The organism is Rahnella bonaserana, from assembly GCF_019049675.1.
Taxonomy (GTDB): Bacteria; Pseudomonadota; Gammaproteobacteria; order Enterobacterales; family Enterobacteriaceae; genus Rahnella; species Rahnella bonaserana.
Map to the genome: position 1 here is coordinate 266,927 of NZ_JAFMOW010000067.1, position 26,023 is coordinate 292,949.

Annotated in this window: 23 protein-coding genes; 19 read left to right on the forward strand and 4 right to left on the reverse strand. The window is 52.8% G+C overall.

What is annotated here, in order from left to right; genetic code table 11:
• Window positions 1-103: 103 nt before the first annotated feature.
• Both J1778_RS20665 and J1778_RS20670 read left to right on the forward strand, forming a co-directional pair.
• On the forward strand, window positions 104-589 hold the full coding sequence (locus J1778_RS20665) for a DNA polymerase III subunit chi (protein ID WP_112289445.1): 486 nt from the start codon (window positions 104-106) through the stop codon (window positions 587-589).
• Window positions 582-3,437: a valine--tRNA ligase gene (locus J1778_RS20670; protein WP_217174754.1), complete on the forward strand. Its 2,856-nt coding sequence runs from the start codon at window positions 582-584 to the stop codon at window positions 3,435-3,437. Before J1778_RS20665 ends, J1778_RS20670 begins: the two co-directional genes overlap by 8 nt.
• 63 nt (window positions 3,438-3,500) lie before the next feature.
• On the opposite strand, the gene J1778_RS20675 is transcribed toward J1778_RS20670, so the two are convergent.
• Window positions 3,501-4,526 (reverse strand): M48 family metallopeptidase, encoded by a 1,026-nt coding sequence (locus J1778_RS20675; protein WP_217174755.1) that lies wholly within the window; start codon window positions 4,524-4,526, stop codon window positions 3,501-3,503.
• Between the two features lie 3 nt (window positions 4,527-4,529).
• Window positions 4,530-5,720 (reverse strand): YjgN family protein, encoded by a 1,191-nt coding sequence (locus tag J1778_RS20680; protein ID WP_217174756.1) that lies wholly within the window; start codon window positions 5,718-5,720, stop codon window positions 4,530-4,532.
• Between the two features lie 257 nt (window positions 5,721-5,977).
• Here J1778_RS20680 and J1778_RS20685 point away from each other — a divergent pair, with 257 nt between their 5' ends.
• The 4 genes from J1778_RS20685 (at window position 5,978) to J1778_RS20700 (ending at window position 10,441) form a co-directional block, all read left to right on the forward strand.
• Window positions 5,978-6,481, forward strand: coding sequence for a GNAT family N-acetyltransferase (locus J1778_RS20685; RefSeq protein WP_217174757.1), 504 nt, complete (start codon window positions 5,978-5,980; stop codon window positions 6,479-6,481).
• A gap of 41 nt (window positions 6,482-6,522) precedes the next feature.
• Window positions 6,523-7,263 carry a MurR/RpiR family transcriptional regulator gene (locus J1778_RS20690; RefSeq protein WP_112289436.1) on the forward strand — a complete coding sequence of 247 codons (741 nt, stop codon included), beginning with the start codon at window positions 6,523-6,525 and terminating at the stop codon, window positions 7,261-7,263.
• A 147-nt stretch (window positions 7,264-7,410) separates the two neighbouring features.
• The gene (locus tag J1778_RS20695) at window positions 7,411-8,943 is read left to right on the forward strand and encodes a PTS transporter subunit EIIC (protein ID WP_217174758.1); all 1,533 of its coding nucleotides are present in this window, start codon (window positions 7,411-7,413) and stop codon (window positions 8,941-8,943) included.
• 64 nt (window positions 8,944-9,007) lie between these two features.
• On the forward strand, window positions 9,008-10,441 hold the full coding sequence (locus tag J1778_RS20700; RefSeq protein ID WP_217174759.1) for a 6-phospho-beta-glucosidase: 1,434 nt from the start codon (window positions 9,008-9,010) through the stop codon (window positions 10,439-10,441).
• Between the two features lie 110 nt (window positions 10,442-10,551).
• Here the strand turns inward: J1778_RS20700 and rraB are convergent, their stop codons facing one another.
• On the reverse strand, window positions 10,552-10,977 hold the full coding sequence (rraB, locus tag J1778_RS20705; protein WP_217174760.1) for a ribonuclease E inhibitor RraB: 426 nt from the start codon (window positions 10,975-10,977) through the stop codon (window positions 10,552-10,554).
• Window positions 10,978-11,145: 168 nt separating this feature from the next.
• On the opposite strand from rraB, the gene argF (J1778_RS20710) reads away from it, so the two are divergent.
• Window positions 11,146-12,153, forward strand: coding sequence for an ornithine carbamoyltransferase (gene argF, locus J1778_RS20710; protein ID WP_217174761.1), 1,008 nt, complete (start codon window positions 11,146-11,148; stop codon window positions 12,151-12,153).
• A gap of 175 nt (window positions 12,154-12,328) precedes the next feature.
• A complete protein-coding gene (locus J1778_RS20715) occupies window positions 12,329-14,131 on the forward strand; it encodes a sugar phosphorylase (RefSeq protein WP_217174762.1) in 1,803 nt (600 codons plus the stop codon).
• On the opposite strand, the gene J1778_RS20720 is transcribed toward J1778_RS20715, so the two are convergent.
• Window positions 14,112-14,582, reverse strand: a complete 471-nt coding sequence (locus J1778_RS20720; RefSeq protein WP_113876795.1) for a NanQ anomerase/TabA/YiaL family protein — start codon at window positions 14,580-14,582, stop codon at window positions 14,112-14,114. The two genes, J1778_RS20715 and J1778_RS20720, sit on opposite strands and share 20 nt — an antisense overlap.
• Window positions 14,583-15,285: 703 nt before the next feature.
• Between J1778_RS20720 and arcA the strand changes: the two genes are divergently transcribed.
• The 11 genes from arcA to J1778_RS20775 all read left to right on the forward strand — a co-directional run bounded on the left by arcA (window position 15,286) and on the right by J1778_RS20775 (window position 26,000).
• Window positions 15,286-16,506: an arginine deiminase gene (gene arcA, locus J1778_RS20725; RefSeq protein WP_217174763.1), complete on the forward strand. Its 1,221-nt coding sequence runs from the start codon at window positions 15,286-15,288 to the stop codon at window positions 16,504-16,506.
• A gap of 22 nt (window positions 16,507-16,528) precedes the next feature.
• A complete protein-coding gene (gene arcC, locus J1778_RS20730; protein ID WP_217174764.1) occupies window positions 16,529-17,440 on the forward strand; it encodes a carbamate kinase in 912 nt (303 codons plus the stop codon).
• A 31-nt stretch (window positions 17,441-17,471) separates the two neighbouring features.
• On the forward strand, window positions 17,472-18,479 hold the full coding sequence (gene argF, locus J1778_RS20735; protein WP_217174765.1) for an ornithine carbamoyltransferase: 1,008 nt from the start codon (window positions 17,472-17,474) through the stop codon (window positions 18,477-18,479).
• Between the two features lie 53 nt (window positions 18,480-18,532).
• On the forward strand, window positions 18,533-19,936 hold the full coding sequence (locus J1778_RS20740; RefSeq protein ID WP_217174766.1) for a YfcC family protein: 1,404 nt from the start codon (window positions 18,533-18,535) through the stop codon (window positions 19,934-19,936).
• Between the two features lie 61 nt (window positions 19,937-19,997).
• Window positions 19,998-20,504, forward strand: coding sequence for an arginine repressor (locus J1778_RS20745; protein ID WP_217174767.1), 507 nt, complete (start codon window positions 19,998-20,000; stop codon window positions 20,502-20,504).
• 245 nt (window positions 20,505-20,749) lie between these two features.
• Window positions 20,750-21,685, forward strand: a complete 936-nt coding sequence (pyrB, locus tag J1778_RS20750; protein WP_112288103.1) for an aspartate carbamoyltransferase — start codon at window positions 20,750-20,752, stop codon at window positions 21,683-21,685.
• Between the two features lie 19 nt (window positions 21,686-21,704).
• Window positions 21,705-22,169, forward strand: coding sequence for an aspartate carbamoyltransferase regulatory subunit (gene pyrI, locus J1778_RS20755; protein WP_013577172.1), 465 nt, complete (start codon window positions 21,705-21,707; stop codon window positions 22,167-22,169).
• A 55-nt stretch (window positions 22,170-22,224) separates the two neighbouring features.
• A complete protein-coding gene (gene ridA, locus J1778_RS20760) occupies window positions 22,225-22,611 on the forward strand; it encodes a 2-iminobutanoate/2-iminopropanoate deaminase (protein ID WP_217174768.1) in 387 nt (128 codons plus the stop codon).
• Window positions 22,612-22,819: 208 nt separating this feature from the next.
• Window positions 22,820-24,271: a circularly permuted type 2 ATP-grasp protein gene (locus J1778_RS20765; RefSeq protein ID WP_217174769.1), complete on the forward strand. Its 1,452-nt coding sequence runs from the start codon at window positions 22,820-22,822 to the stop codon at window positions 24,269-24,271.
• Window positions 24,265-25,206, forward strand: a complete 942-nt coding sequence (locus J1778_RS20770) for an alpha-E domain-containing protein (protein WP_217174770.1) — start codon at window positions 24,265-24,267, stop codon at window positions 25,204-25,206. The genes J1778_RS20765 and J1778_RS20770 overlap by 7 nt, the downstream gene beginning before the upstream one ends.
• On the forward strand, window positions 25,206-26,000 hold the full coding sequence (locus tag J1778_RS20775) for a transglutaminase family protein (RefSeq protein WP_217174771.1): 795 nt from the start codon (window positions 25,206-25,208) through the stop codon (window positions 25,998-26,000). Before J1778_RS20770 ends, J1778_RS20775 begins: the two co-directional genes overlap by 1 nt.
• Window positions 26,001-26,023 lie beyond the last annotated feature (23 nt).

Genomic DNA, 26,023 nt, shown 5'->3' on the forward strand with positions numbered 1-26,023 from the left:
TAAGTTATAATCTTCGGTATCAGGGTCTGGTTCGCCAGACCTCTCACAGGCGGGCGCACCAGTTGCGCCCCTGTTTTTTTCTCAGCAGCACAGTGAACTCATCATGAAACAGGCAACCTTCTTTCTTCTCGATGCGCCCGACGCCAGTGGCGAGCTTAGCTCACACGAAGCGCTGGCCTGTCTGGTCGCCGCTGAACGTTACCGGATGGGCAAACGTGTTCTGCTGGCCTGTGAAGATCAGAAACAGGCTGAGCGTCTGGATGAAGCGCTCTGGCAGCGCGATCCCAGTCACTTTGTCCCGCACAATCTGGCCGGTGAAGGCCCGCGCTTTGGTGCGCCGGTCGAGTTATGCTGGCCCGGGAAACGCGGCAATGCGCCACGCGACCTGCTGATCAGCCTGATGCCAGAATTTGCAGATTTTGCTACTGCTTTCCATGAAGTGGTAGACTTCGTTCCTTACGAAGATTCCCTTAAACAGCTTGCGCGCGAACGCTACAAAGCCTATCGCAGCGTGGGTTTCTCTTTGACGACGGCCACGCCGCCCTCAGTCACCACATCGACCGACGAAAATACGAAGCGAAATGGATAAGACATATAACCCGCAAGACATCGAGCAGCCGCTTTACGAGCACTGGGAACAACAGGGCTATTTCAAGCCGCATGGTGATACCAGTAAAGAAAGCTTTGCCATCATGATCCCGCCGCCGAACGTTACCGGCAGCTTGCACATGGGTCATGCTTTCCAGCAAACCATCATGGACGCCATGATCCGCTATCAGCGCATGCAGGGTAAAAATACGCTGTGGCAGGCGGGTACCGACCATGCGGGTATCGCAACGCAGATGGTGGTTGAGCGTAAAATCGCGGCCGAAGAAGGCAAAACCCGTCACGACTATGGCCGTGATGCTTTCATCGACAAAATCTGGGAATGGAAAGCAGAATCCGGCGGCACGATCACCCGTCAGATGCGCCGTCTGGGCGACTCCGTGGACTGGGAGCGTGAGCGCTTCACCATGGACGAAGGTCTGTCAAACGCCGTACGCGAAGTGTTTGTACGTCTGTACAAAGAAGACCTGATTTACCGCGGCAAACGCCTGGTGAACTGGGATCCGAAACTGCGTACAGCCATCTCTGACCTCGAAGTTGAAAACCGCGAATCCAAAGGTTCCATGTGGCACCTGCGTTATCCGCTGGCTGACGGCGCGAAAACCGCTGAAGGCAAAGATTATCTGGTAGTTGCGACTACCCGTCCGGAAACCGTGCTCGGCGATACCGGCGTGGCAGTCAATCCGGAAGACCCGCGTTATAAAGATCTCATCGGCAAAGAAATCATTCTGCCGCTGGTGGGCCGCCGTATTCCAATCGTGGGCGATGAACACGCCGACATGGATAAAGGCACCGGCTGCGTGAAGATCACCCCTGCACATGACTTTAACGACTATGAAGTCGGTAAACGTCACGGCCTGCCGATGATCAACATCCTGACTTTCGATGGCGATATCCGCCAGACCGCTGAGGTATTCGATACTAACGGCGAAGAAAGCGATGCATGCGCCAATGATATTCCTGAGCAGTTCCGTGGCCTTGAGCGCTTTGCTGCGCGTAAAGCCGTGGTTGCTGCGTTTGACGAAGCCGGTCTGCTGGAAGAAATCAAACCTCACGATCTGACCGTACCTTACGGCGACCGTGGCGGCGTGGTGATCGAGCCGATGCTGACTGACCAGTGGTACGTGCGTACTGCGCCGCTGGCAAAAGTGGCGGTAGAAGCCGTTGAGCAAGGCGAAATCCAGTTCGTGCCTAAACAGTACGAAAACATGTATTTCAGCTGGATGCGCGACATTCAGGACTGGTGTATTTCCCGTCAGTTGTGGTGGGGACACCGTATCCCTGCGTGGTATGACGCCGAAGGCAACGTGTTTGTTGGCCGTGACGAAGCGGAAGTGCGCAGTGAAAACAATCTGGGCGCAGACGTTGTGCTGACTCAGGACGAAGACGTGCTCGACACCTGGTTCTCTTCCGGTCTGTGGACGTTCTCCACGCTGGGCTGGCCAGAACAGACGCCTGATCTGAAAGCGTTCCATCCTTCAAGCGTGGTCGTCAGCGGCTTCGACATCATCTTCTTCTGGATCGCGCGCATGATCATGATGACCATGCATTTCGTGAAAGACGAAAACGGCAAACCACAGGTTCCGTTTAACACCGTCTACATGACCGGTCTTATCCGCGACGACGAAGGACAGAAAATGTCCAAGTCCAAAGGTAACGTTATCGATCCGCTGGATATGATCGACGGTATCTCGCTGGAAGACCTGCTGGAAAAACGTACCGGCAACATGATGCAGCCGCAGCTGGCAGAGAAAATCCGCAAGCGCACCGAGAAGCAATTCCCGAACGGCATCGAACCGCACGGTACTGACGCACTGCGCTTCACGCTGGCCGCGCTGGCATCAACCGGTCGTGACATTAACTGGGACATGAAGCGTCTTGAAGGCTACCGCAACTTCTGTAACAAGCTGTGGAACGCCAGCCGCTTCGTGCTGATGAATACCGAAGATCAGGATTGTGGCCTGAACGGCGGCGAACTTGAGCTGTCACTGGCTGACCGCTGGATCCTTGCGGAATACAACCGCACGGTGAAATCTTACCGCGAAGCGATGGATAACTACCGCTTCGATCTGGCTGCCAGCATTCTGTATGAGTTCACCTGGAACCAGTTCTGCGACTGGTATCTGGAGCTGACCAAGCCGGTCATGAACGGTGGCAACGAAGCGCAGCTTCGCGGCACCCGTCATACGCTGGTGGAAGTGCTGGAAGGTCTGCTGCGTCTTGCGCACCCGATCATTCCGTTCATCACCGAAACCATCTGGCAGCGCGTGAAATCACTGAAAGGCATCACGGCAGAAACCATCATGCTGCAACCTTTCCCTGAGTTTGATGCAGCGAAAGCCGACGAACTGGCGCTGGCCGATCTCGAGTGGATCAAGCAGGCGATCATCGCTATCCGTAACGTGCGTGCCGAGATGAACCTGTCTCCGGCCAAGCCGCTGGAACTGCTGCTGCGCGGCGCGAGTGCGGATGCACAGCGTCGTGTGGAACAGAACCTGAGCTTCATTAAGTCTCTGGCGCGTCTGGGATCCATCACCATTCTGCCTGCCGGCGACAAAGGCCCGGTATCTGTCACCAAACTGGTGGAAGGCGCAGAGCTGCTGATCCCAATGGCCGGTCTGATTGATAAAGATGCCGAGCTGGCGCGTCTGGACAAAGAGATGGCGAAACTGGATGGTGAGATTGCGTCCATCGAAGGCAAGCTGTCTAACGAAGGTTTTGTGGCGCGTGCGCCTGAAGCCGTTGTCGCTAAAGAACGTGAACGTCTGGCCGCTTGTGGTGATGCAAAAGTGAAACTGGCAGAACAGAAAGCCACGATCGCTGCGCTGTAATATCGCCAAAACAAAAATGACAAAGGCCGCGTAAGCGGCCTTTTTTATGGGCAAAAAACACGTCTACGGCTTTGCTGCTTCTCTGATATCTTCAATGCGCGACGCCATAGCAGGATGCGTACTCAGCCAGTCAGGCAGATATTCATTCGCTTTATCATTCTCCCCCTCTGCGGACAAGCGGCTGTAAATCTCAGCCATTTGCTCCAGCGAACGCCCTTCCCGCTTCATTTCCACAATCGCCCAGTCATCTGCCTCACGCTCCATCCCGCGCGAAAACTGCAGCTCATTCGCCAGTGATGCTGACTGCAACAACGTATCGCCTATACCGCTGACATCGCCGGTCATCCACAACAACGTCAGCGAGACCAGCGAAGATCGCACCAGCATACGCATCGGATGCCGGTATGCGTGATGTCCCATTTCATGCAACATCACACCGGCCAGTGCATCATCTCCGGGGCTCAGTGCCACCAGTTTATCGCTGAGGATCAGCGTGCCGTCTGCCAGCATAAACGCGTTGGCGACGTCCGGGATATTCATCAATTTCAGTCTGACTGGCGTACGGTCATGGCGTAATGAAGGCGGGATCACCTGCTGAAAAAGTTGCTGAAGGGCTTTCTGTTTATCTTCAGGCAACGCCGAATCCCGGAAATCACTGGCTCTCAACAGTGTCAGCGTGTGACGTCCAAGATTTTGTTCTATCGTCGCGGGGATCCTTTGCGCAATCACATTGCTGGCCCACGGCAGCACGCCCCAGATATAAAAGACCACCAGCAGGCAGGTCGCTGCCAGTGTGATAAGCACGCCGCGTTTATGGCTTTCCATGCGGTATATCCAGCCCGGCCTGCGGTGCTGCCGCAGCCAGCGCCGGAACGCACTGTCATCAGCAGGCACAAAACGGCCGCCGTCGGGAAAAGTCAGAAACAGGGGAATGGAGCCCAGCGCGTCAGAAACCTCAATATCACGCAGAGAAAAAACCTGAATTCCAGGTGGCGTATCAAGCGTCAGACGCTGATCGTCGTCCAAAAAAAGGCGGGCAGCCTCACGTGCTGCCCGTCCCGGAGGCTGATAAAAGCCTTCGATGATCATGTTTTACATACCGACGCCAAGGTCGAACGCCTGCGCCATTTCTTCCGCCACAGCCGTGTTGGCTGCATCGTGATGGGCGACGACTTCCAGCAGCGACAAATCACCGACCACCGCAGTGCGGTCTGCCATATATCGCGCAGCACGGACGTGCGCCACCGGCGTTGCCAGGCCGAGTGAGAAGACGACAATCAGCGCATTGGAGAAAAGCAGTCCCAGATAAGAGGCGGTTTTCATGGATGAACGCAGTTTTACACGCTCACCGATGTGCGTCTGATTTAAGACATAATTACGCACGGCGACCACCTGATAGCTCGCCACAACCAATGCACCGACGAAAAGCACGACGATAGCCAGAAGGAAGCTGAACATGTTACTTAACAGCATCGCGCCGGCCATATCATCAGACATCGCCCCCATCGCCACCATCTGGTACATCGTGGTGAAGAAAGAGCCCATCAGCCAGAATGCGACAATCAGGAAAGGCAGGAATAATACGATGGCTAATAAGCTGTATTTAATAAAGGCCGACTTTTTCAGCTCTGCGCGGAAAGCGGTATTTCCGAAAAAGTGATTATTAATGTACAGGTCATGCGTCATCGCGCTGATAATACCCTGAACTGCTGCAACGCCAGGAACCAGCGCCACGGCAACGAGGACGACGCTTATCAATATGGCGCTGATACTGGCCATCTGGACCGCAATCAACACTACGGCAGTAATCGGAATATACAACGCCAGCATTAATAAAATGGGGCACAGGTACATTGTCCAGTAAGCACGCCCGACTTTGCAGTGATAGTTGAAACGCACACCGCGAAAGCTGGTCATGATCGCGTTATAACGCCAGCTGCGGATAACCACCCACGGCAATAACGCCAGAAAAGCCAGCGCAATCAACAATGCTAACTGTGGGAGTATCGCTGCAAGAATATAGAAAACAATAATCCCGCCAATCACCAGCAAACGACCTTTCAATATTTGAATCGGCTTTGCGTGATAATCAAAACGATCCCCGTTAATTTCGGTATTACCTAAAAAATAACGACGACGTCGGACAGTCGCCCAGGCAGAGTAAATCCCCAGAGTGATGATGGTTAATAATGCATTAACCAGCCATATTGCGAAATATTCCCCGCCCTTGCCATGAAAACGCACCTGATGCAGGTTATCGTTGTATTGATTATTATCTGACATTTTTATCTTTCGTCCTGAAAGGAATGAGAAACACCCTTCTTAAAAAAAGAAGGTTGCGTAGCACGATATATAGCGCTGAAGATTTAATCATGTCCCTGACCTTTCAGGCAACGAATTATTGTCGCTGCCAATGAAATAAATTCTCATTTGAGATAAGTAAAATCAGCGGGACACGCCTGCGGCGTTGCATCTGCACGCCCTAAGATGGTATTAAAACGGTCTGTTTGATTATTCATTGTGGGAACTAAGTGAGCAACATGACGACCACCTTTCCTGTCAGCGTGCTGGTGCGCCCGATCCGTCCCGAAGATAATGCCGCCATCGCTAACGTAATCCGCCACGTTTCAGCCGAATTTGGCCTGACTGCCGATAAAGGCTATACCGTCGCTGATCCGAATTTAGATCATCTGTATGAAAGCTACAGCCAGCCGCGTTGTGCTTACTGGGTGGTGGAACTGGATGGTGTGGTCGCAGGTGGCGGCGGTGTGGCTCCGCTCTCAGACGCAGAACACGATTTGTGTGAATTACAGAAGATGTATTTCATGCCTTCTCTGCGCGGTCAGGGGCTGGCGAAACGTCTGGCACTTCAGGCCATTGAACATGCGCGCTCACAGGGTTTTGCCCGCTGCTATCTGGAAACCACCGCCAGTCTCACACAGGCTATCGCGCTGTATGAGCGTCTGGGTTTTCAGCACATTGACGGCGCGCTGGGTAATACCGGCCATGTCGACTGTGAAGTGACGATGTTAAAACATCTCTGACACCGTTTCTTCTTTATCAGCTCTTTGCAAACAGGCATCACATGTTCACACACAAAGCCATTTCAGCGTTAAACGAACTGGAACTGACGGTCTATAACTACATCGTCAAAAATGGCGATAAGGTCATGTACATGACCATTCGTGAACTGGCTGATGCGGCAGGTGTCTCGACGACAACCGTTCTGCGCTTTTGCAAGAAGATGGATTGTGACGGTTACTCTGAGTTTCGTATCCGTTTTAAACTGTTTTTAGAACATGAAGAAAAGCCGCCTGTTTCATTCGGCATTAGCGAAATCATCAGCTATTTCAAAAGTATTAATAACAGTGAGTTCGATGAATTACTTGATGAAGCGGCAAAACAAATAGCGAATGCCCAGCGCATTATATTTGTTGGCGTGGGAACATCCGGTTCACTCGGAAAATACAGCGCACGCTTTTTCTCTAATGTCGGGAAATTCAGCACCTTTATTGATGACCCTTATTTCCCGATCAACAGCGATATGTATAAAGACGCCATCGCGATTATTCTCTCCGTCTCCGGTGAAACGGAAGAAGTGCTGCGTTTTGCCACACAGTTCAGTCAGCATAACTGCAAGATCATCAGCCTGACCAACAGCGAGACGTCAACGCTGGCGCGGATGGCAGACCTCAATATCTCCTACCATATGCCGCAAATCGTGCTGGAAGGGCAATATAATATTACCACTCAGATCCCCGTACTTTATATTATTGAAACCATCGGAAAGAAATTACCTTTAATAAAACGTGACTCAGCGCAATGAAAAAACAGGGTGTTTTTAAGATGTAACAAATCACCCAACATGTTTTTTGTTATATCGTGACAATACCCTTTCTTTTGCTACACTCCTGCCAGCGAGTAAAAAAACAAAAAAGCTCACCTCTGTATATCCCCAGGAGAATAATAAATAATGGCCATTGATTATGCTCAGACAGCTCAGGAAATTGTTAAATATATTGGCGGCGATAATAATGTGATTAGCATCACACATTGCGCCACCCGTTTACGTTTTGTTCTGAAAGATAATAAAGCCGTCGATAAAGAAGAATTAAAACGCGTAAAAGGCGTGATCACGGTGATTGAGGCCGGCGGCCAGATGCAGGTGGTAATCGGTAACCACGTGAGCGACGCTTATAAACACGTACTGAAACTGATCCATGTAGATGAGAATGCGCCGGTTTCCGCGCCTGACGTCGGGATCGTCAGCCGCGTCATGGATGTTATCTCCAGCATCTTTACGCCGTTCCTTTACCAGCTTGCGGCGTGCGGTATTTTGCAGGGGATTATCTCCTTCCTCGCCGCCGTCGGTATTATGGACGCAAACAGCGGCACCTACCGTATTCTCAACTTTGTTTCCTGGACAGCGTTTACCTTCCTGCCGGTGATGATTGCATTTACCGCAGCCAAAAAATTCAACGTCAATCCGTTTACCGCAGTGATTACGGCCTGTGCGCTGATCAGCCCCGATTACATGAATATGGTGACGGCGTTTAAGATTACGTCCGTCAACTCTGCCGATCCGGCCATGCAACAGCTGATGCGTGAAGCGGTCAGCAATCCTGATATGGCGAATATCCTGCAAAACGTAGTCGGTATTCCGGTTTCAGCGCCGACGCTCGATTTCCTCGGCATTCCGGTGAAATACCTGAGTTACACGGCTTCCGTTATCCCGATCATTCTGATGGTCTGGGCAATGTCGTATATCGAACACTTCTTCAATAAAGTGCTTCCGGTAGTTATCCGCAACCTGTTCACACCTATGTTCTGTATCGCGATTATGGTACCGATGACGTTGCTGGTGTTTGGCCCGGTCGGAAACCTGATTGGTGGCGCGATTGGCGGCGTTTATAACACGCTTTATCACCTGAGTCCGACCATTGCAGGCTTCGTGGTTGGCGCATTCTGGCAGCCGCTGGTAACGCTGGGCGTTCACTGGGGTATTACGCCGGTCACCGTCGGCAACTACGCTACGCTCGGTTATGACACCTTTACCGGTCTGCAGGCTTCCGCGGTCTTCGCAATGACCGGCAGTATGTTTGGCGTGTACCTGAAAACACGCAGCCGCGAAATGAAAGGTATCTCGCTGTCTGCTGGCGTCACCGGCCTGTTTGGTATCACTGAACCTGCGATTTACGGTGTGGCGCTGCGCCTGAAAAAACCTTTCCTGTGCAGCTGTGTGGCAGGCGGTATTGGCGGTGCGATTGCCGGTTCCTTTAACGCCGTATCGTGGAGCTACTGTCTGCCGGGTATCGCCGTACTGCCGGTGTTCTTCAAAGAAGGCCACATGCCTCAGTTCCTCGGTTTCCTGCTGTCGATTACCGTCGCCTTTGTGCTTGGTGCGCTGTTTACCTGGCTGGTCGGATTTAAAGATGAAACCGACGTTGCCGCGACCAAAAAAGTACAGGCAGAAACCCGACGTACAACTCAGGCAGAAATGAATTAAATCTGACATTACGATCTACAGGGCAGAAGCAATCTGCCCTCATCAAGTATCCAGGGAGAATGAAATGAGTCATCAGTTACCGAAAGATTTCTTATGGGGCGGCGCAGTCGCAGCGCATCAGGTAGAAGGCGGCTGGAACAAAGGCGGCAAAGGCATCAGCATCTGTGATGTCCTTTCCGGCGGCGCGCACGGCGTTGACCGCGTAATGACCGACGGCGTGCTTGATGGCTACAGCTATCCGAATCACGAAGCTGTCGATTTTTACTCGCATTATAAAGAAGACATCGCTCTGTTCGCAGAGATGGGCTTCAAATGCTTCCGTACTTCGATTGCCTGGACGCGTATCTTCCCGAACGGTGACGAATTACAGCCCAACGAAGCGGGTCTGCAGTTCTACGACGACATGTTTGATGAGCTTCTCAAACATAATATCGAGCCCGTGATCACCCTTTCCCACTTCGAAATGCCGTGGCATCTGGTGAAGGAATACGGCGGCTGGAAAAACCGTCAGGTGGTGGATTTCTTTGTGCGTTTCAGCCAGGTCGTGATGGAGCGTTACAAAGGCAAAGTGAAATACTGGATGACCTTCAACGAGATCAATAACCAGCGTAACTGGAAATATCCGCTGTTCGGTTATTGCTGCTCCGGCGTAGTGTTTACCGAGCAGGAAAATCCGGAAGAAACCATGTATCAGGTGCTGCATCATCAGTTCGTTGCCAGCGCCAAAGTGGTCAAGCTCGGTCATGAAATCAATCCTGATTTCCAGATTGGTTGCATGATCGCCATGGTGCCGCTGTATCCGTTCTCCTGCCATCCGGACGATGTGATGTATTCCGTTGAAGCGATGCACGAACGCTTCCTGTTCAGCGACGTCCATATGCGCGGTTATTACCCGGCCTATGCCCTGAAAGAGTGGGAGCGTCGCGGCTTCAACATCAAGATGGAAGACGGCGATTTACAGGCATTGCGCGACGGTTGCGCGGATTACATCGGTCTGAGCTATTACATGAGCAACGCGATTTCAGCGCACAATCCAAGTGATGATAACGGTTTGTCAGGTTTTGCGGGCAGCGTGCCGAATCCGCACGTGAAAGCGTCTGACTGGGGCTGGCAGATTGATCCGGTCGGGCTGCGTTACACTCTGAATATCTTGTATGAGCGTTATCAGAAGCCGCTGTTTATTGTCGAGAATGGCTTTGGTGCTATCGACAAAGCGGGTGATGACGGCGTCATTCATGACGATTACCGTATCGCTTATCTGAAAGCACATATCGAGCAGATGAAGAAAGCCGTGCTGGAAGATGGTGTGGATCTGATGGGCTACACGCCGTGGGGCTGCATCGACTGCGTGTCGTTTACTACCGGTCAGTACAGCAAACGTTATGGCTTTATCCACGTGGATAAAAATGACGACGGCACCGGCACCATGGCGCGTTCGAAAAAAGAGAGTTTCGGCTGGTATCAGAAAGTGATTGAGAGTAACGGGGAAGTGCTTTAATTAACTCCTCCCCCTGTGTGAAGGGGGAGGATGAGAGGGAGTGTAGAAGGCAAAGCTAAAGCTAATAAACCCCCGCCCCGGCCCTTCCCTTCGCAGGGGAGGGCCCCAGATTAATGACGTTTCCCGTCATCATCTTCATCAACGAAATCTTCGTCTTCGCCTTCTTCACCTTCTTCGTCGTCATCGCCTTCGAAGTAAGTGCCCCAGCCGTCGTAGTTAACGCCGTTGGCTTCCGCCAGGTTCATCAGCTGTTCAACCTGTGTGTCGATCAGTTCCGCTTTCAGCGCGATTTCGCTGATAACGTCGCAGCACATCACAACAGAACCGTCTTCCACTTCGAGTTCTTCAGCGTCAGTGACTTCATAACCCAGCTTGAAAGCTTCGACTGCCGCTTTCTCCAAAACTTCAAATTTCTCTGAAGATAAGTGGTGTTCGATAGTGTAAAGCGCGTCAGGATCACTGCCATCATCCAGCAGTTCTTCGATGATTAAGCGAGTCTCTTCACGTTGTTCTTCCAGCAATTCACGGTTTGCCATATCTCTGTCCTCAATCAATGTGACGTTTGTACGCTATTTTCACACACCGCAGGGCGCGTCTCCACTATTAAAGAGAAAGTTTTCTCGGCGGGGTTGTAATTGCATATTCATCCAGTTAAATTGAATTTTAATTCAATCCGAAATGCTTACGCGCTATGGAGCGACATCATGAGTTTGTTGAGTAAACGTCATTTTCTCAGGTTACTGGATTTTACCCCGTCAGAGATTTCGTCACTGCTGAAACTCTCCGCAGAATTAAAAGCCGCTAAGAAGAACGGTACCGAAAAAGCCAGTCTGCAAGGCAAAAACATCGCGCTCATCTTCGAAAAAGACTCGACCCGCACCCGATGCTCTTTCGAAGTTGCCGCCTACGATCAGGGGGCGAAAGTCACCTATCTCGGCCCAAGTGGCAGCCAGATCGGTCATAAAGAATCGATGAAAGATACCGCCCGTGTCCTTGGCCGTATGTACGACGGTATTCAGTATCGCGGTTTCGGTCAGGATAAAGTGGAAATTCTGGCGCAATACGCCGGTGTGCCCGTCTGGAATGGCCTAACCAACGAATTCCATCCGACCCAGTTGCTGGCGGATCTGCTGACCATGCAGGAGCATTTACCGGGCCAGCCACTCAAAGGCATGCGTCTGGCGTATCTGGGCGACACCCGTAACAACATGGGCAATTCGCTGCTGGAAGCCGCCGCGTTATCCGGTCTGGATTTGCGTCTGGTCGCGCCTTCTGCCTGCTGGCCGGAAGCCGAACTGGTCGCTACCTGCCAGCATCTGGCGAAAGAAAATGGCGGTAATATCACCCTGACGGAAGATATCTCGGCCGGCGTGAAAGACGCTGATTTTCTGTATACCGACGTGTGGGTTTCCATGGGTGAGCCGAAAGAAGTCTGGAAAGAGCGCATTAATTTGCTGCGCCCTTATCAGGTGAACAGCGCGATGCTGGCCCTGACCGGTAATCCGCAGGTGAAATTCCTGCATTGTCTGCCGGCATTCCATGACGACCAGACCACGCTCGGCAAGCAAATGGCGGAAGAATACGGCCTGCAAGGCGGCATGGAAGTCACGGATGAAGTCTTTGAATCCAGCCACAGCGTGGTGTTTGATCAGGCGGAAAACCGTCTGCACACCATCAAAGCGGTGATGGTCGCCACACTCGGCAACGTCTGATTTTGTTCAGGGCGCGCTCACCTGCGCCCTTCTCTTTCCCCCGATTTTTACAACGTTTTGCACTTTATCCCGCCCGTTCCCGTCAGAAGACCTCATTTTCAACTACCCTTTTTAGAGCGCTTTGGTTTTAACCTGTTCAATAGAAAAAACAGAAACGCAGTAAGAAGGAACCGATATGAGCTCAGTTAATCTTGAGTATGTCCTGCGGCTGGAAAGCCTGTTAAGCAGGATTTACCCCAGGGAACACATCGCCGACCTGCTGAAAAAAATCCTGCATCTCGCCGACAAATGGAATTACGGCAAACACCGCTCGACCGATTGGGTGGATGGCACCAACATTTATCTGATTACTTACGGCGATAATATCCGTCACGGTGAACAACCGCCGCTGGCGACACTTAATCACTTCGCCAATACCTATCTGCGCGAAATAATCAGCGACATCCATATTCTGCCGATGTATCCGTACAGCTCCGACGACGGCTTCAGCGTGATTGACTACCGGCGTATCGACGAACATCTCGGAGGATGGTCGGATATTCATCATCTTTCGGCTAATTTCAATCTGATGTTCGACTGCGTGATCAACCATATCTCCCGCTCAAGCGAATGGATGAAAGGCTATCTGCACGACGATCCGTATTACAAAGATTACTTTATTGCTTCAAATCCTGAGCTGGATTACAGCCGCGTCGTTCGCCCGCGCGCGTCGCCGCTGCTGACGCCGTTTATCAAACACGACGGCACCGAGTTATACCTGTGGACCACATTCAGTGAAGATCAGGTCGATATCAATTTTAAAAACCCGCAGGTTCTGCTGGAAAGCATTGATGTGCTGTTGCAGTACGCGGCCAGTGGGGGGCAGTCGATCCGTCTCGATGCGATTGGTTATATCTGGAAGGAAGCCGGGACGCGCTGCATCCACATGCCGCAGGCGCATAACATCATTAAAGTCTGGCGGACTATCCTCGATGAAGTGATCCCCGGCACACGGATCATCACCGAAACTAACGTGCCGCATCACGAAAATATCAGTTATTTCGGTGAAGGCGATGAAGCACATATGGTGTATCAGTTCCCGCTGCCGCCGCTCACGTTGCACGCCTTTTTGCGCCAGGACACCACCACCCTCACTCAATGGGCGCAAAGCCTGAATGCCGAAGCGCGTTATCCTGAAACCACGTATTTCAACTTTTTAGCCAGTCATGACGGCATCGGTCTGCGTCCGACAGAAACCTTCCTCAGCGATGACGAACGCAAATACATGGCGCAGGAAACCCTGCGTAAAGAAGGTCGCGTATCCTATAAAGATAACGGCGACGGCACGCATTCCCCTTACGAACTGAACATCAATTACCTCAGCGCGCTCACCGAAGCGGATGACGATACCGAACTGAAAGCGCGCAAGTTTCTGGCGGCGCAGGCGCTGTTACTGTCGTTTATCGGCGTACCGGCTATTTATATCCACAGCCTGCTGGGCAGTGAGAACGATCTCGACGGTATGCATCAGTCGGGCATCAACCGCCGTATCAACCGTAAAAAGCTGGATCTGGGGAAAGTCGAGGCAGAACTGGAGAAAAAGGACAGTCTGAGTGCCCGCGTTTTTTACGGTTTACAGGTGCTGATAAAGCACCGCCGCGAACACCCGGCATTTTCCCCGCAGGCTGGTCAGCGGGTATTTGATCTGGGTAAATCGCTGTTTGCCATGGAGCGATATGATCCAAAAACCGAGGATCGGATCAGCTGCGTCTTCAATATCAGCGATCGTTCGCAGGTGCTGAAACTGAGTGTGGAAGGCAAAGATCTGATTAGCGGGGAAGCATTTAACGGCCAGATGCGACTCCAGCCGTGGCAGGTGGTGTGGATCAAACACAAACTTAAAGCGCCGGAACGACTCGGCAGGCTGCGTCGCTGGCGGATGAAGCTGATCAAACGCACGAAGCGCTACACGATAAGCATTAAGCGGACAATGCGCTGACGTTCATTTTAACCACCGCTTTACGCACATGGGCCGGTTCGCCCACCGCGCACAGCGGTTTATGCACTTCTCCCGGATAGAACACCACAAAATCGCCGGTCTGCATGATCATGGTTTTTTCCTGCTCACCGGCGGCCAGAAATGCGATGTCTTTATCTTCCAGCCAGTCAGTATCCACATAACCCGCCGGTAAGTTGCTGAATGTCATGCCTTCGGTACCGTTCAGCACAATCTGGATATCCAGATTACGGGCGTGGAATTCAGCGCGGCGGTCGGCCTGTGGCGCGGTGGAATCATTGGAAATTAACACAAATACATCGTCGCCGCGGATATCGTGTTTGCCCAGCGGCGTGTCCGCTGTGATGTGTTGTTTAACGTATTCAATGGCCTCGCGCAGTTCAGCGGGCAGATAAGGAACGAGATGCAGCGCGTGGATGTTTCCTGTGATCATCATAACCTCGGGTTTGTAATGCATGAGTGAAACGGCGTTTCATAAATACTAATCCTGTTTGGTATCCGGTTGCCAGAGCGGGATCAAGATTTTGACTTCACAGGAAATATTTTTGCGACAGAACATCACCTGTCACCGGGAAACAATGGTTATGCAGTCAGATTGCATAAAATTTGAAAAGATATTCAGTATGGCGCTTTCATCCTGTTGGTCTTACGGACTATTTCTAAAAACTCCCCCACCGATCACAAATTTAATTCAATCCAAAGCAGTCCAAATTAATAATAGTTATTTAAGATTTTAGAGAAGTTATAAATCTTTAATCATAAAAAAAGACATTCTATGCACACAGAAAACAAACTCCTTATTTTTTAATGAATTAAAACTGATTAAATATTATCTCATACGGTCATTGATGATTAGTGAAAATAATTACCCTGATATTTCGTTGATTATTCACTTTGCTGAATAAGCTAATAAATAAAACAATGATGTTTATCAATCAACAGATAACCATCGCCATGGGTTTATTCTGATGCGACCGACGTCACATATTAAATGCCTGCGCGGAATATTATTCACTTCGTTCCAGGCAAACTTCATTCCAGGCTGAATAACACGTTTTATTCTCCACGGGATTTCTTTATGTGAAATTTAGCTGAAATTTACCGGAGCATTATTTCGTCTTCTAAAAGGGATAAATATGAAACGGCATTATGTAGGATCCGAAATAGGCCAGCTTCGAAGCGTGATGCTTCACCGGCCAAATTTAAGTTTACAGCGCCTGACTCCTTCCAACTGTCAGGAATTATTATTCGATGATGTGCTGTCTGTTGAGCGGGCCGGGAAAGAACATGACATTTTCAGCCAGACCTTGCGTCAGCAAGGCGTGGAAGTCTTATTGCTGACTGACCTGCTGACCGAAACCCTCGACAACCGCGAGGCCAAAGACTGGCTTCTCAGCCGGCAAATCTCGGATTACCGGCTGGGGCCACAGTTTGCTGAAGAAATCCGCGGCTGGCTGGCAGATTTACCCCACCGGCAAACGGCCCGGTTTATGAGCGGTGGATTAACTTACAGTGAAATCCCCGATACGTTTCATAATATGGTCACAGATACGCATCAGTTAAATGATTTTGTGATTAAGCCATTACCCAATCATTTATTTACCCGCGACACCTCCTGCTGGATATATAACGGCGTGTCGGTTAATCCGATGGCAAAAGAGGCGAGAAAACGGGAAACCAATAATCTGCGCGCTATATATCGCTGGCATCCTCACTTTGCTGATAACGAATTTATTACTTACTTTGGCGATGATGAATTTAATTATGACCACGCGACACTGGAAGGCGGGGACGTATTAGTCATTGGTCGTGGCGCGGTATTAATCGGGTTGTCCGAACGCACAACGCCGCAAGGAGTGGAGTTCCTCGCCCGTTCGCTGTTCAAACATCAGCAAGCCACCAAAGTGATTGCGCTGCAATTACCCAAACATCGCTCCTGCATGCACCTCGATACCGTCATGACCCATATCGACTTTGACACCTTCTCTGTCTACCCGGAAGTCGTGCGCGATACCACCCAGTGCTGGACGCTGACCGACGACGGCCACGGCGGCCTGCGCCGCACCGAAGAACCGCAGTTCGTGCGGGCGATCGGTAAGGCGCTGGGCATTGATGACATCAAACTTATCACCACCGGCGGTGACAGCTTCGAGGCTGAACGCGAACAGTGGAACGACGCCAATAACGTCCTCACCGTGCGTCCCGGCGTGGTAATCGGCTACGAACGCAACACCTGGACGAACGAAAAATACGACAAAGCCGGGATCACCGTTCTCCCCATTCCGGGCGATGAACTGGGGAGAGGCCGCGGCGGTGCGCGCTGCATGAGCTGCCCGCTTGAACGCGATGGCATCTGATCACTGACTCCGGGGAAATCTCATGAATAAACCTGTTCTGGTTGTCGCCCTGGGCGGCAACGCATTGTTACGCCGTGGCGAGCCGCTTGAGGCCGAGCTGCAGCGCAAAAATATCTGTCTGGCTGCCGGCACGCTGGCTGCGCTATGCCAGAAATGGCGCGTCGTGCTGGTGCACGGCAACGGCCCGCAGGTCGGATTGCTGGCACTGCAAAACAGCGCCTATCCGGCCGTCGCGCCCTACCCGCTCGACATTCTGGTGGCGCAAACGCAGGGGATGATTGGCTATCTGTTGCAACAGGCTTTGAAAAATTGTCTGCCGGAAAGCCGCGTCTGCACCCTGCTGACGCAGGTGGAAGTCAGCCTGCTCGATCCGGCATTTGATAACCCGACGAAATACATCGGCCCGGTTTATACGCAGGCGCAATCGGAAAATCTGGCTGCCGAAAAAGGCTGGGCGATGAAAGCCGACGGGCAGCATTTTCGCCGCGTCGTCGCCTCTCCTCAACCGCAGCGCATCTTCGAGATTGATGCCATTCGTGCGTTGCTGGATCAGCACTATCTGGTCATCTGCAATGGCGGTGGCGGCGTACCGGTTCATCAGACCGCAGACGGGCTGGAAGGCGTGGAAGCCGTCATCGACAAAGACCTCTCGGCGGCGCTGCTGGCACGTCAGTTACAGGCCGACGCGCTGTTGATCCTGACCGATGCCGATGCGGTGTACCTGGGCTGGGGCACGCCTGAGCAGCGGCCGCTGCATCACATCACGCCGCGGGATCTCGCTGGTATGGCCTTCGATGCCGGTTCCATGGGACCGAAAGTGAGTGCTGCCTGCCAGTTTGTCGACGCCTGCCACGGGCTGGCAGGGATTGGTGCACTGGAAGATGGCGAAGCCATTCTGGCCGGTCTGAAAGGCACCTGTATCCGCGCGCAATAGCCCGCCCTCACTTTATTATTCAGGATAATTTATGACTACTACATTGAAAAACCGTCATTTTCTTAAACTTCTCGATTTTACACCGGAAGAAATCCAGCAACTGATTACCCTGGCGCTGGCGCTGAAAGACGATAAGAAAGCGGGTCTGGAACGTCCCTGCCTGCGCGGAAAAAATATTGCGCTGATTTTTGAGAAAACGTCCACCCGCACCCGCTGCGCGTTTGAAGTCGCCGCGTTCGATCAGGGCGCACATGTGACCTATCTCGGCCCTGGCGGCAGCCAGATCGGACACAAAGAATCGATGAAAGATACCGCCCGTGTGTTAGGGCGAATGTACGACGGCATTGAATACCGGGGTTTCGCGCAAAAAATTGTAGAAGAGCTGGCGGAATTCTCCGGTGTGCCGGTGTGGAACGGGCTGACTGACGAGTTTCATCCTACCCAAATCCTGGCCGACCTGATGACCATGCTTGAACACTCGCCGGGTAAAAAACTCAGCCAGATCAGCTTCGCTTATCTGGGCGATGCCCGGAACAATATGGGGAATTCCCTGATGGTCGGTGCGGCGAAAATGGGGATGGACATCCGTCTGGTCGCGCCAAAATCCTTCTGGCCGGAAGAGACACTGGTCGCTGTCTGCCGCGATATCGCCCGCACCACTGGCGCAAGGATCCTGCTGACAGAGCACGTTGAAGAAGGCGTACAGGGCGTTGATTTTCTTTACACCGATGTCTGGGTGTCGATGGGCGAAGCCAAAACCGCCTGGGCAGAACGCATCAGCCTGATGACCCCGTATCAGGTTAACGCCGCGGTGCTTAACGCCACCGGCAATCCTGACGTCAAATTCATGCACTGTCTGCCCGCTTTCCATAACGAAGAAACCACCCTCGGCAAAGAGCTGGAAATCGCTTACGGCATGAAAGGGCTGGAAGTGACGGATGACGTTTTTGAGTCCCCGCATTCCATCGTTTTTGATGAAGCCGAAAACCGTATGCACACCATAAAAGCGGTCATGGTCGCCACACTTGGCGATGACTAAGTCCCTTGCGTGAAGGCGTTATGCCTTCACGCCTTTTTTTAAGGATTACGTTTATGCGTACCTTCAAATTTCCTTCTGCCTACACCATTTTATTTGTGCTTATCGCGCTGGTTGCCGGCCTGAGCTGGATTATTCCTGCGGGTCAGTACGATATGGCGATGAATGCCGGCCTGGGTAAAGAGGTGCCCGTCTCAGGCACCTATCACGCCGTGACCGGCAACCCGCAGGGGCTGGTGGATATTTTCCTCGCGCCCATTGATGGCCTGTACAACCACACCACCGGCCAGGCCGGCGCGATTGATGTCGCCTTATTTATTCTGATCATCGGTGGTTTTCTCGGCATCGTGACCAAAACCGGAGCCATCGATGCCGGAATTGAACGGGTCACTGTCCGGCTGAAAGGCAAAGAAGAGTGGATGATCCCCATCCTGATGGCGCTGTTCGCCGCCGGTGGCACGATTTACGGCATGGCCGAAGAGTCATTGCCGTTTTATACCCTGCTGGTGCCGGTGATGATGGCGGCACGTTTCGATCCGCTGGTGGCTGCGGCGACCGTGTTGCTCGGTGCAGGCATCGGCACGCTCGGCTCAACGATCAATCCTTTCGCCACGGTGATTGCCGCCAATGCAGCCGGGATCCCCTTTACCCATGGGATCGGCCTGCGCGTAGCAATTCTGATCATCGGCTGGCTGATCTGCGTGATCTGGGTGATGCGCTATGCCCGCAAAGTGCGCCGCGATCCCTCACTCTCCATCGTGGCTGATCAATGGGACAGCAACCGCGCCCACTTCCTCGGTAACCGCAGCGATGAACTGCTGCCCTTTACCGGCGTGCGCAAAATCATCCTGCTGATCTTCGCGCTGGCTTTTGTGGTGATGATTTATGGCGTATCGGTAAAAGGCTGGTGGATGGGGGAAATCTCCGGCGTTTTCCTTGCCGCAGCCATTTTGGTAGGGCTGATTGCACGGATGAGTGAAGAGGAGCTGACCTCGACCTTTATCGATGGCGCACGCGACCTGCTCGGCGTGGCGCTGATCATCGGCATTGCCCGCGGCATTGTGGTGATCATGGACAACGGCATGATTACCCACACCATTTTGCACAGCGCCGAAGGCATCGTTTCAGGATTATCCAACGTGATTTTCATCAACGTCATGTTCCTGCTCGAAGTGGTGCTGTCTTTTCTGGTGCCCTCTTCTTCCGGTCTGGCGGTGATGACCATGCCGATTATGGCGCCGCTTGCTGATTTTGCCCATGTCGGGCGAGAGCTGGTGGTCACTGCGTATCAGTCCGCCTCCGGCCTGGTGAATCTGGTCACGCCAACTTCCGCCGTGGTGATGGGCGGTCTGGCCATCGCACGGGTGCCTTATATTCGCTGGCTGAAATGGGTCGCCCCCTTACTGGGGATATTACTGGTATTGCTGATGTTAACGCTAAGTCTCGGTTCTTTGATTTAAGTCTTTGTAGAAAATGATTTTTTTGCCATGTTGACGTCCTTTATTTACCGGGAACATAACCATGAAAAGAACGTTGTCTACACTTGAAAAAGAACACCAGCAACTGATCCTCTGCCATCAGCTTATTGCCAGCCGGAGTTTTTCATCACAGGAAGAATTGCGGCAGGAATTCCAGCGCGCGGGATACCGGAATATCGGCCAGTCCACCATTTCACAATTACTGAAAACACTGGGCGTCGTGAAGGTGCAGAATGCCAAAGGCAAAAAGATTTATGCCCTGAATGAGCAGTCTCAGCTTATTCCTGATGCCATGAGATCGGTGAGTGAAATGGTCACCGATGTGGATCACAATCCTCAGTTTGTAGTGGTTCATGTCATGTCGGGCTATGGCCGGGCTGTGGGGCGGATTATCGATCAGCACCGCCTGCCGGAAGTGCTCGGGGTGATCGCGTCGAGCACTTCCGTGCTGGTAGCACCACGGGAAACGACAGCGCTGGACAGAGTTTGCAGCACAATCAGGCGGATACTGGCGATAAAGGAAAACCCCAGCAGCAACCGTTTGCCCTAGGTCATTTTTCCGCTTGACGCCGTCAGTGAGCCGCCTATAATGCGCGACAATTTGCCGGGAGAACCCATGAACAATTGCCACGTTTTGTGCTCAGATCACCGACCAGACACCGTGCCATCAGGCAGCCCGCTGCCGTTGTTCTTCCGTGGTATTACCGTTTTACTGAAAGCCCCTCATTGAGGGGCTTTTTTTTGTCCGGAATTTGAGCGCCTCACTTTTTACGCGTAAAGAACAGGAGAATGACTATGGCCAATCCGCTGTATCAGAAAGACATCATTTCGATCAACGATCTCAGTCGCGAAGAGCTGGAGCTGGTTCTCGATACCGCCGCCAGCCTGAAAGCCAACCCGCAACCTGAATTGCTGAAACACAAAGTGATCGCCAGTTGTTTCTTCGAAGCCTCAACCCGCACCCGTCTGTCGTTTGAAACCTCAATGCATCGTCTGGGCGCGTCGGTGGTCGGTTTTTCCGACAGCAGCAACACCTCACTCGGCAAAAAAGGCGAAACGCTGGCCGACACCATTTCGGTCATCAGCACGTATGTCGATGCGATTGTCATGCGTCATCCGCAGGAAGGCGCGGCGCGTCTGGCGACCGAATTCTCCGGCGGTATTCCGGTGCTGAATGCCGGTGACGGTGCGAACCAGCATCCGACCCAAACCCTGCTGGATTTGTTCACCATTCAGGAAACGCAGGGGCGTCTCGACAACATCAAAATCGCCATGGTCGGCGACCTGAAATATGGCCGCACGGTGCATTCTCTGGCCCAGGCGCTGGCGAAATTTAACGGTAACCGCTTCTACTTTATCGCCCCCGATGCGCTGGCAATGCCGGGCTATATCCTGAGCCTGCTGGAAGAAAAAGGCATCGAATACAGCCTGCACAGCAGCATTGATGAAGTGGTTTCTGAAATCGACATCCTGTACATGACCCGCGTACAGAAAGAGCGTCTGGATCCGTCGGAATATGCCAACGTGAAAGCCCAGTTTGTCCTGCGCGCCGCCGACCTGACGAATGCTCAGCCGCACCTGAAAGTGCTGCATCCGCTTCCGCGTATCGACGAAATCACACCAGATGTGGATAAAACGCCTTACGCCTGGTATTTCCAGCAGGCCGGTAACGGGATTTTTGCGCGTCAGGCTTTGCTGGCGCTGGTTCTGAACGCAGACACTGCACAGTAAACTTGAGGAGAAAACGATCATGACTCACGACAATAAACTTCAGGTTGAAGCGATCAAATGCGGTACCGTTATCGATCATATTCCGGCGCAGGTCGGGTTTAAGCTACTGTCTCTGTTCAAGTTTACTCAGACTGAGCAACGTGTGACCGTCGGCCTGAACCTGCCTTCCGGCGAGCTCGGTCGCAAAGACATCATCAAAATTGAAAACACCTTCCTGACTGATGAACAGGTCAATCAGCTGGCAGTGTATGCCCCGCGTGCGACGGTGAACCGCATCGACAATTACGACGTGGTGAAGAAACTGATGCCGACGCTGCCGGACCGGATTGTCGGCGTGTTGCGCTGCCCGAACGGCAACTGCATCAGCCGTTTTGAACCGGTAGATTCCAGCTTTGCGGTCAAACAGCGCGCAGACGGTGTGCACCTGAAATGCAAATACTGCGAGAAAGAGTTTGAGCATCAGGTGGTGCTGAACAATGATTAACCCTTTATACTGAGGGATAATTTTTTATTCACCTTAACTCAAATCAGGAGACATTATGTCCCGCGAAATCAGCACTGAAAACGCCCCAGCCGCTATCGGTCCATACGTTCAGGGCGTGGATCTGGGCAGCATGATCATCACTTCCGGTCAGATCCCTGTGGATCCTAAAACCGGTGCAGTTGCCGACGATATCGCTGCGCAGGCACGTCAGTCACTGGAAAACGTGCAGGCGATCGTTGAAGCCGCTGGCCTGAAAGTTTCAGACATCGTGAAAACCACCGTTTTCGTGAAAGATCTGAATGACTTCGCCACGGTTAACGCCACGTACGAAGCATTCTTCACTGAACACAACGCTGCGTTCCCGGCGCGTTCCTGCGTTGAAGTGGCCCGTCTGCCAAAAGACGTGAAAATCGAAATCGAAGCCATCGCCGTCCGCCGTTAATTGGCGCCAGCCATGCACCAGACCAGCCTGCGGGCTGGTTTTTTTTGCCCCATTTTCAGGCAAAGAAACCCTTTCACGCTCTATAATTAAGCAGTCCCACCTTATTTCCCCTGATTTTCAGCCCGTTTTGCACGCTGGCACACTTTATGCCTGATCTTCATTGTTATTGAACGATTCAATTGCAGCCTGTCCAGTTTGTGAGGTGATGATGATCAAGATTGACCTTTCCGATTCACCCTTTTTTGATGAGATGTTAATGGCTGATGGCAAACACCGCAGCCATTATCAGGCCTACTGGCAGTGGTTGCAGCAAGCTGATCAACAGGCAGTCCAGCGCAAAAAAGAGGAAGCTGCGCTGTTGTTCCATCGGGTGGGAATTACCTTTAACGTTTACGGCGAAGATGACGGTGCAGAACGGCTGATCCCGTTCGACAGCGTGCCGCGCATTATTCCGGCCAGCGAATGGCAAATGCTCGATCGCGGGATCTGCCAGCGGGTTCAGGCGCTGAATGCTTTTCTGCACGATATTTACCACGACCAGAAGATCCTCAAAGCGGGGATCGTCCCGGCGGAACAGGTGCTGGCCAACGATCAGTATCAGCCGTGCATGCAGGGCATTGATCTTCATCGCGATACCTACGCCCACATTGCCGGAACCGACATGGTGCGCGGCGGCGATGGCGAATATTACGTGCTGGAAGACAATCTGCGTACGCCGTCCGGCGTGTCGTACATGATGGAAAACCGCAAGATGATGATGCGGTTATACCCCGAACTGTTTGCCGAACAACGTATCGCACCGGTGTCCCGCTACCCTTCCCACTTACTGCAAACCTTGCGTGAAAGCACGCCGGTCAACGATCCGACCGTAGTTGTGCTGACGCCGGGTCGCTTTAACAGCGCCTATTTCGAACACAGTTTTCTCGCTCAGCAAATGGGCGTTGAACTGGTGGAAAGCGTCGATTTGTTCGTCAAAGACGGCGCGGTGTTTATGCGCACCACCGCCGGTCCCTGCAAAATTGACGTGATCTACCGGCGTATCGACGATGCGTTCCTCGATCCGCTGGCCTTCCGCGCCGACTCGATGCTTGGCGTTCCCGGCCTGCTGTCGGTTTATCGATCCGGTGGCGTGGTGCTGGCCAATGCGATCGGTACCGGCGTGGCGGATGACAAATCGATCTACCCGTATGTGCCGGAGATGATCCGCTACTATCTGGCGGAAGATCCGATCCTCAATAACGTGCCGACCTGGCAATGCCGCAAGGAAAGCGATCTGTCTTTCGTGCTGGCGAATCTGGAAAAAATGGTGGTGAAAGAGGTTCATGGCGCAGGCGGTTACGGCATGCTGATTGGCCCGACCGCCAGCAAAGCGGAAATCGAACGCTTTCGCGAATTACTGCGTACCCGCCCGGAAAACTACATCGCACAGGAAACACTGGCGCTTTCTACCTGCCCGACCTTTGTCGGCAACGGGCTGGCACCGCGTCATATCGACCTGCGACCTTTTGCCCTGACCGGTGCGGAAATCCGTCTGGTGCCCGGCGGCTTAACCCGCGTGGCGCTGGCGGAAGGCTCGCTGGTGGTGAATTCATCTCAGGGCGGCGGCACCAAAGACACCTGGGTGCTGGAAGAAAATCCAACGGAGGATGACGCATGCTAAGCAGAACAGCCAGCGAACTGTACTGGATGGCGCGTTATCTGGAACGCGCCGAGAATATTGCACGCCTGCTGGACGTGACTAACAAGCTGTCGATGATGTCGATCCGTGACGTCAACGCCCGCGATGAAAACAATGATCTGCTGGTACCGCTGACCATGACCGGCACACGCACATTATTCAGTGAGCACTATCCGCAGGAGACGATGAGTAACCTTCTCAACTTTTTCGCACTGGACAGTTTCAACCACAGCAGCATTTTCAGTTGCCTGCAAATGGCCTGGAACAATGCGCATGCGGTGCGCGGCAGCCTGTCGTCTGAAGTGTGGGAAAGCATCAATGCCACCTGGATTGAGATGAAACTGATCCGCCGTCAGGGCGTGGGTTCTGCCGGTGCAGACTCGTTCTTTGACTGGGTTAAGGAGCGCTCACACCTTTTCCGCGGCGCGATGTTCGGTACCTTATTGCGCAGCGATGCGCAGAACTTCATCCGGCTCGGCACCATGCTGGAACGTGCAGACAGCACCGCGCGCCTGCTGGATGCTAAAAACCAGTTGCTGAATGCCGATGAAGATCCGGTGCGCGAATACTACCGGATGGACACGTTGCTGCGTGCCGTCAGCGCCCGCGAAGCGTTCCACACACTGTACAAGCAACAACTCAGCCAGAAGCGTATCGCCGAACTGCTGGTGTTGCGCCGCGAGTTACCGCGCTCACTGCTTTCGTGCATCGAAATTATGGCCGAACAGCTGGAGGAAATCGGCGGCACGGCGGGTAATCTGCCCCGCCGCCGTGTTCATACCCTTCACGCTCAGCTGCGTTTCACCGAAATGGAAGAAATTGTTGAGATGGGCCTCAGCCCCTGGTTAATGCAATTCCTTGACCAGACTAATGCCATCGCTGAGAGCATTCATCAAACCTATCTGGAGGCTCAATAATGAAACTCAATGTCACGCATCAGACGCATTACAGCTATGCGCAGCAGGTTAAACACAGCACGCAATATCTGCGCCTTACGCCACAGGATTCCAGCCATCAGAAGATATTGTCCTGGGATCTGACGTTACCGGAATACGCCACCCGCACGCTCGATGCGTATGGCAATGTGCTGCATGTCCTGACTCTCGATCAGCCCCATCAGGCCATTACTATTGTCGCCAACGGCGTGGTGGAGATCGAAGACAATACGGAGGATGACAACTGCGGGCATCTTTCACCGCTGGTGTTTTTACGCACCAGCCCGCTGACACTGGCTGACGGCGCGATCAGGGATTTCGCCAGCCGCTATTACCGTCCGCAGGCGCAGCATGAAAGCCTGTGTAACCTGATGGGCGAACTGCTGCTGAAAATGCCGTATAACCCCGGCACTACCACGGTGAAAGACAGCGCCTCGCAGGCGTTTTCGGCGCAAACCGGCGTGTGTCAGGATCACACTCACGTATTCCTGGCCTGTTGCCGCAGTCTGGGCATTCCGGCGCGTTACGTCAGCGGCTATCTCTACTCGGAAGATTCGGCACATGTGGCCATGCACGCCTGGGCGGAAGCCTGGCTGGATGACCGCTGGCAGAGCTTTGATGTCACCAATAACACCTGCAAGCCGAATCAGCATTTGAAACTGGCTATCGGCATAGATTATCTTGATGCATGCCCGGTCCGCGGTATCCGGTTGGGTGGAGGAAGTGAAGACATGCGCACTGTCGCGGCCGTTGCCATTCTCGACGTACCACAATAAACCTGACGCCTGAGGAAAATTTT

Bases quoted from the DNA above. Each gene is read 5' to 3' on its own strand.
- J1778_RS20665 (WP_112289445.1), top strand. From the start codon at position 104: ATGAAACAGGCAACCTTCTTTCTTCTCGATGCGCCCGACGCCAGTGGC.
- J1778_RS20670 (WP_217174754.1), top strand. From the start codon at position 582: ATGGATAAGACATATAACCCGCAAGACATCGAGCAGCCGCTTTACGAG.
- J1778_RS20675 (WP_217174755.1), bottom strand. From the start codon at position 4,526: ATGATCATCGAAGGCTTTTATCAGCCTCCGGGACGGGCAGCACGTGAG.
- J1778_RS20680 (WP_217174756.1), bottom strand. From the start codon at position 5,720: ATGTCAGATAATAATCAATACAACGATAACCTGCATCAGGTGCGTTTT.
- J1778_RS20685 (WP_217174757.1), top strand. From the start codon at position 5,978: ATGACGACCACCTTTCCTGTCAGCGTGCTGGTGCGCCCGATCCGTCCC.
- J1778_RS20690 (WP_112289436.1), top strand. From the start codon at position 6,523: ATGTTCACACACAAAGCCATTTCAGCGTTAAACGAACTGGAACTGACG.
- J1778_RS20695 (WP_217174758.1), top strand. From the start codon at position 7,411: ATGGCCATTGATTATGCTCAGACAGCTCAGGAAATTGTTAAATATATT.
- J1778_RS20700 (WP_217174759.1), top strand. From the start codon at position 9,008: ATGAGTCATCAGTTACCGAAAGATTTCTTATGGGGCGGCGCAGTCGCA.
- rraB (WP_217174760.1), bottom strand. From the start codon at position 10,977: ATGGCAAACCGTGAATTGCTGGAAGAACAACGTGAAGAGACTCGCTTA.
- argF (WP_217174761.1), top strand. From the start codon at position 11,146: ATGAGTTTGTTGAGTAAACGTCATTTTCTCAGGTTACTGGATTTTACC.
- J1778_RS20715 (WP_217174762.1), top strand. From the start codon at position 12,329: ATGAGCTCAGTTAATCTTGAGTATGTCCTGCGGCTGGAAAGCCTGTTA.
- J1778_RS20720 (WP_113876795.1), bottom strand. From the start codon at position 14,582: ATGATCACAGGAAACATCCACGCGCTGCATCTCGTTCCTTATCTGCCC.
- arcA (WP_217174763.1), top strand. From the start codon at position 15,286: ATGAAACGGCATTATGTAGGATCCGAAATAGGCCAGCTTCGAAGCGTG.
- arcC (WP_217174764.1), top strand. From the start codon at position 16,529: ATGAATAAACCTGTTCTGGTTGTCGCCCTGGGCGGCAACGCATTGTTA.
- argF (WP_217174765.1), top strand. From the start codon at position 17,472: ATGACTACTACATTGAAAAACCGTCATTTTCTTAAACTTCTCGATTTT.
- J1778_RS20740 (WP_217174766.1), top strand. From the start codon at position 18,533: ATGCGTACCTTCAAATTTCCTTCTGCCTACACCATTTTATTTGTGCTT.
- J1778_RS20745 (WP_217174767.1), top strand. From the start codon at position 19,998: ATGAAAAGAACGTTGTCTACACTTGAAAAAGAACACCAGCAACTGATC.
- pyrB (WP_112288103.1), top strand. From the start codon at position 20,750: ATGGCCAATCCGCTGTATCAGAAAGACATCATTTCGATCAACGATCTC.
- pyrI (WP_013577172.1), top strand. From the start codon at position 21,705: ATGACTCACGACAATAAACTTCAGGTTGAAGCGATCAAATGCGGTACC.
- ridA (WP_217174768.1), top strand. From the start codon at position 22,225: ATGTCCCGCGAAATCAGCACTGAAAACGCCCCAGCCGCTATCGGTCCA.
- J1778_RS20765 (WP_217174769.1), top strand. From the start codon at position 22,820: ATGATCAAGATTGACCTTTCCGATTCACCCTTTTTTGATGAGATGTTA.
- J1778_RS20770 (WP_217174770.1), top strand. From the start codon at position 24,265: ATGCTAAGCAGAACAGCCAGCGAACTGTACTGGATGGCGCGTTATCTG.
- J1778_RS20775 (WP_217174771.1), top strand. From the start codon at position 25,206: ATGAAACTCAATGTCACGCATCAGACGCATTACAGCTATGCGCAGCAG.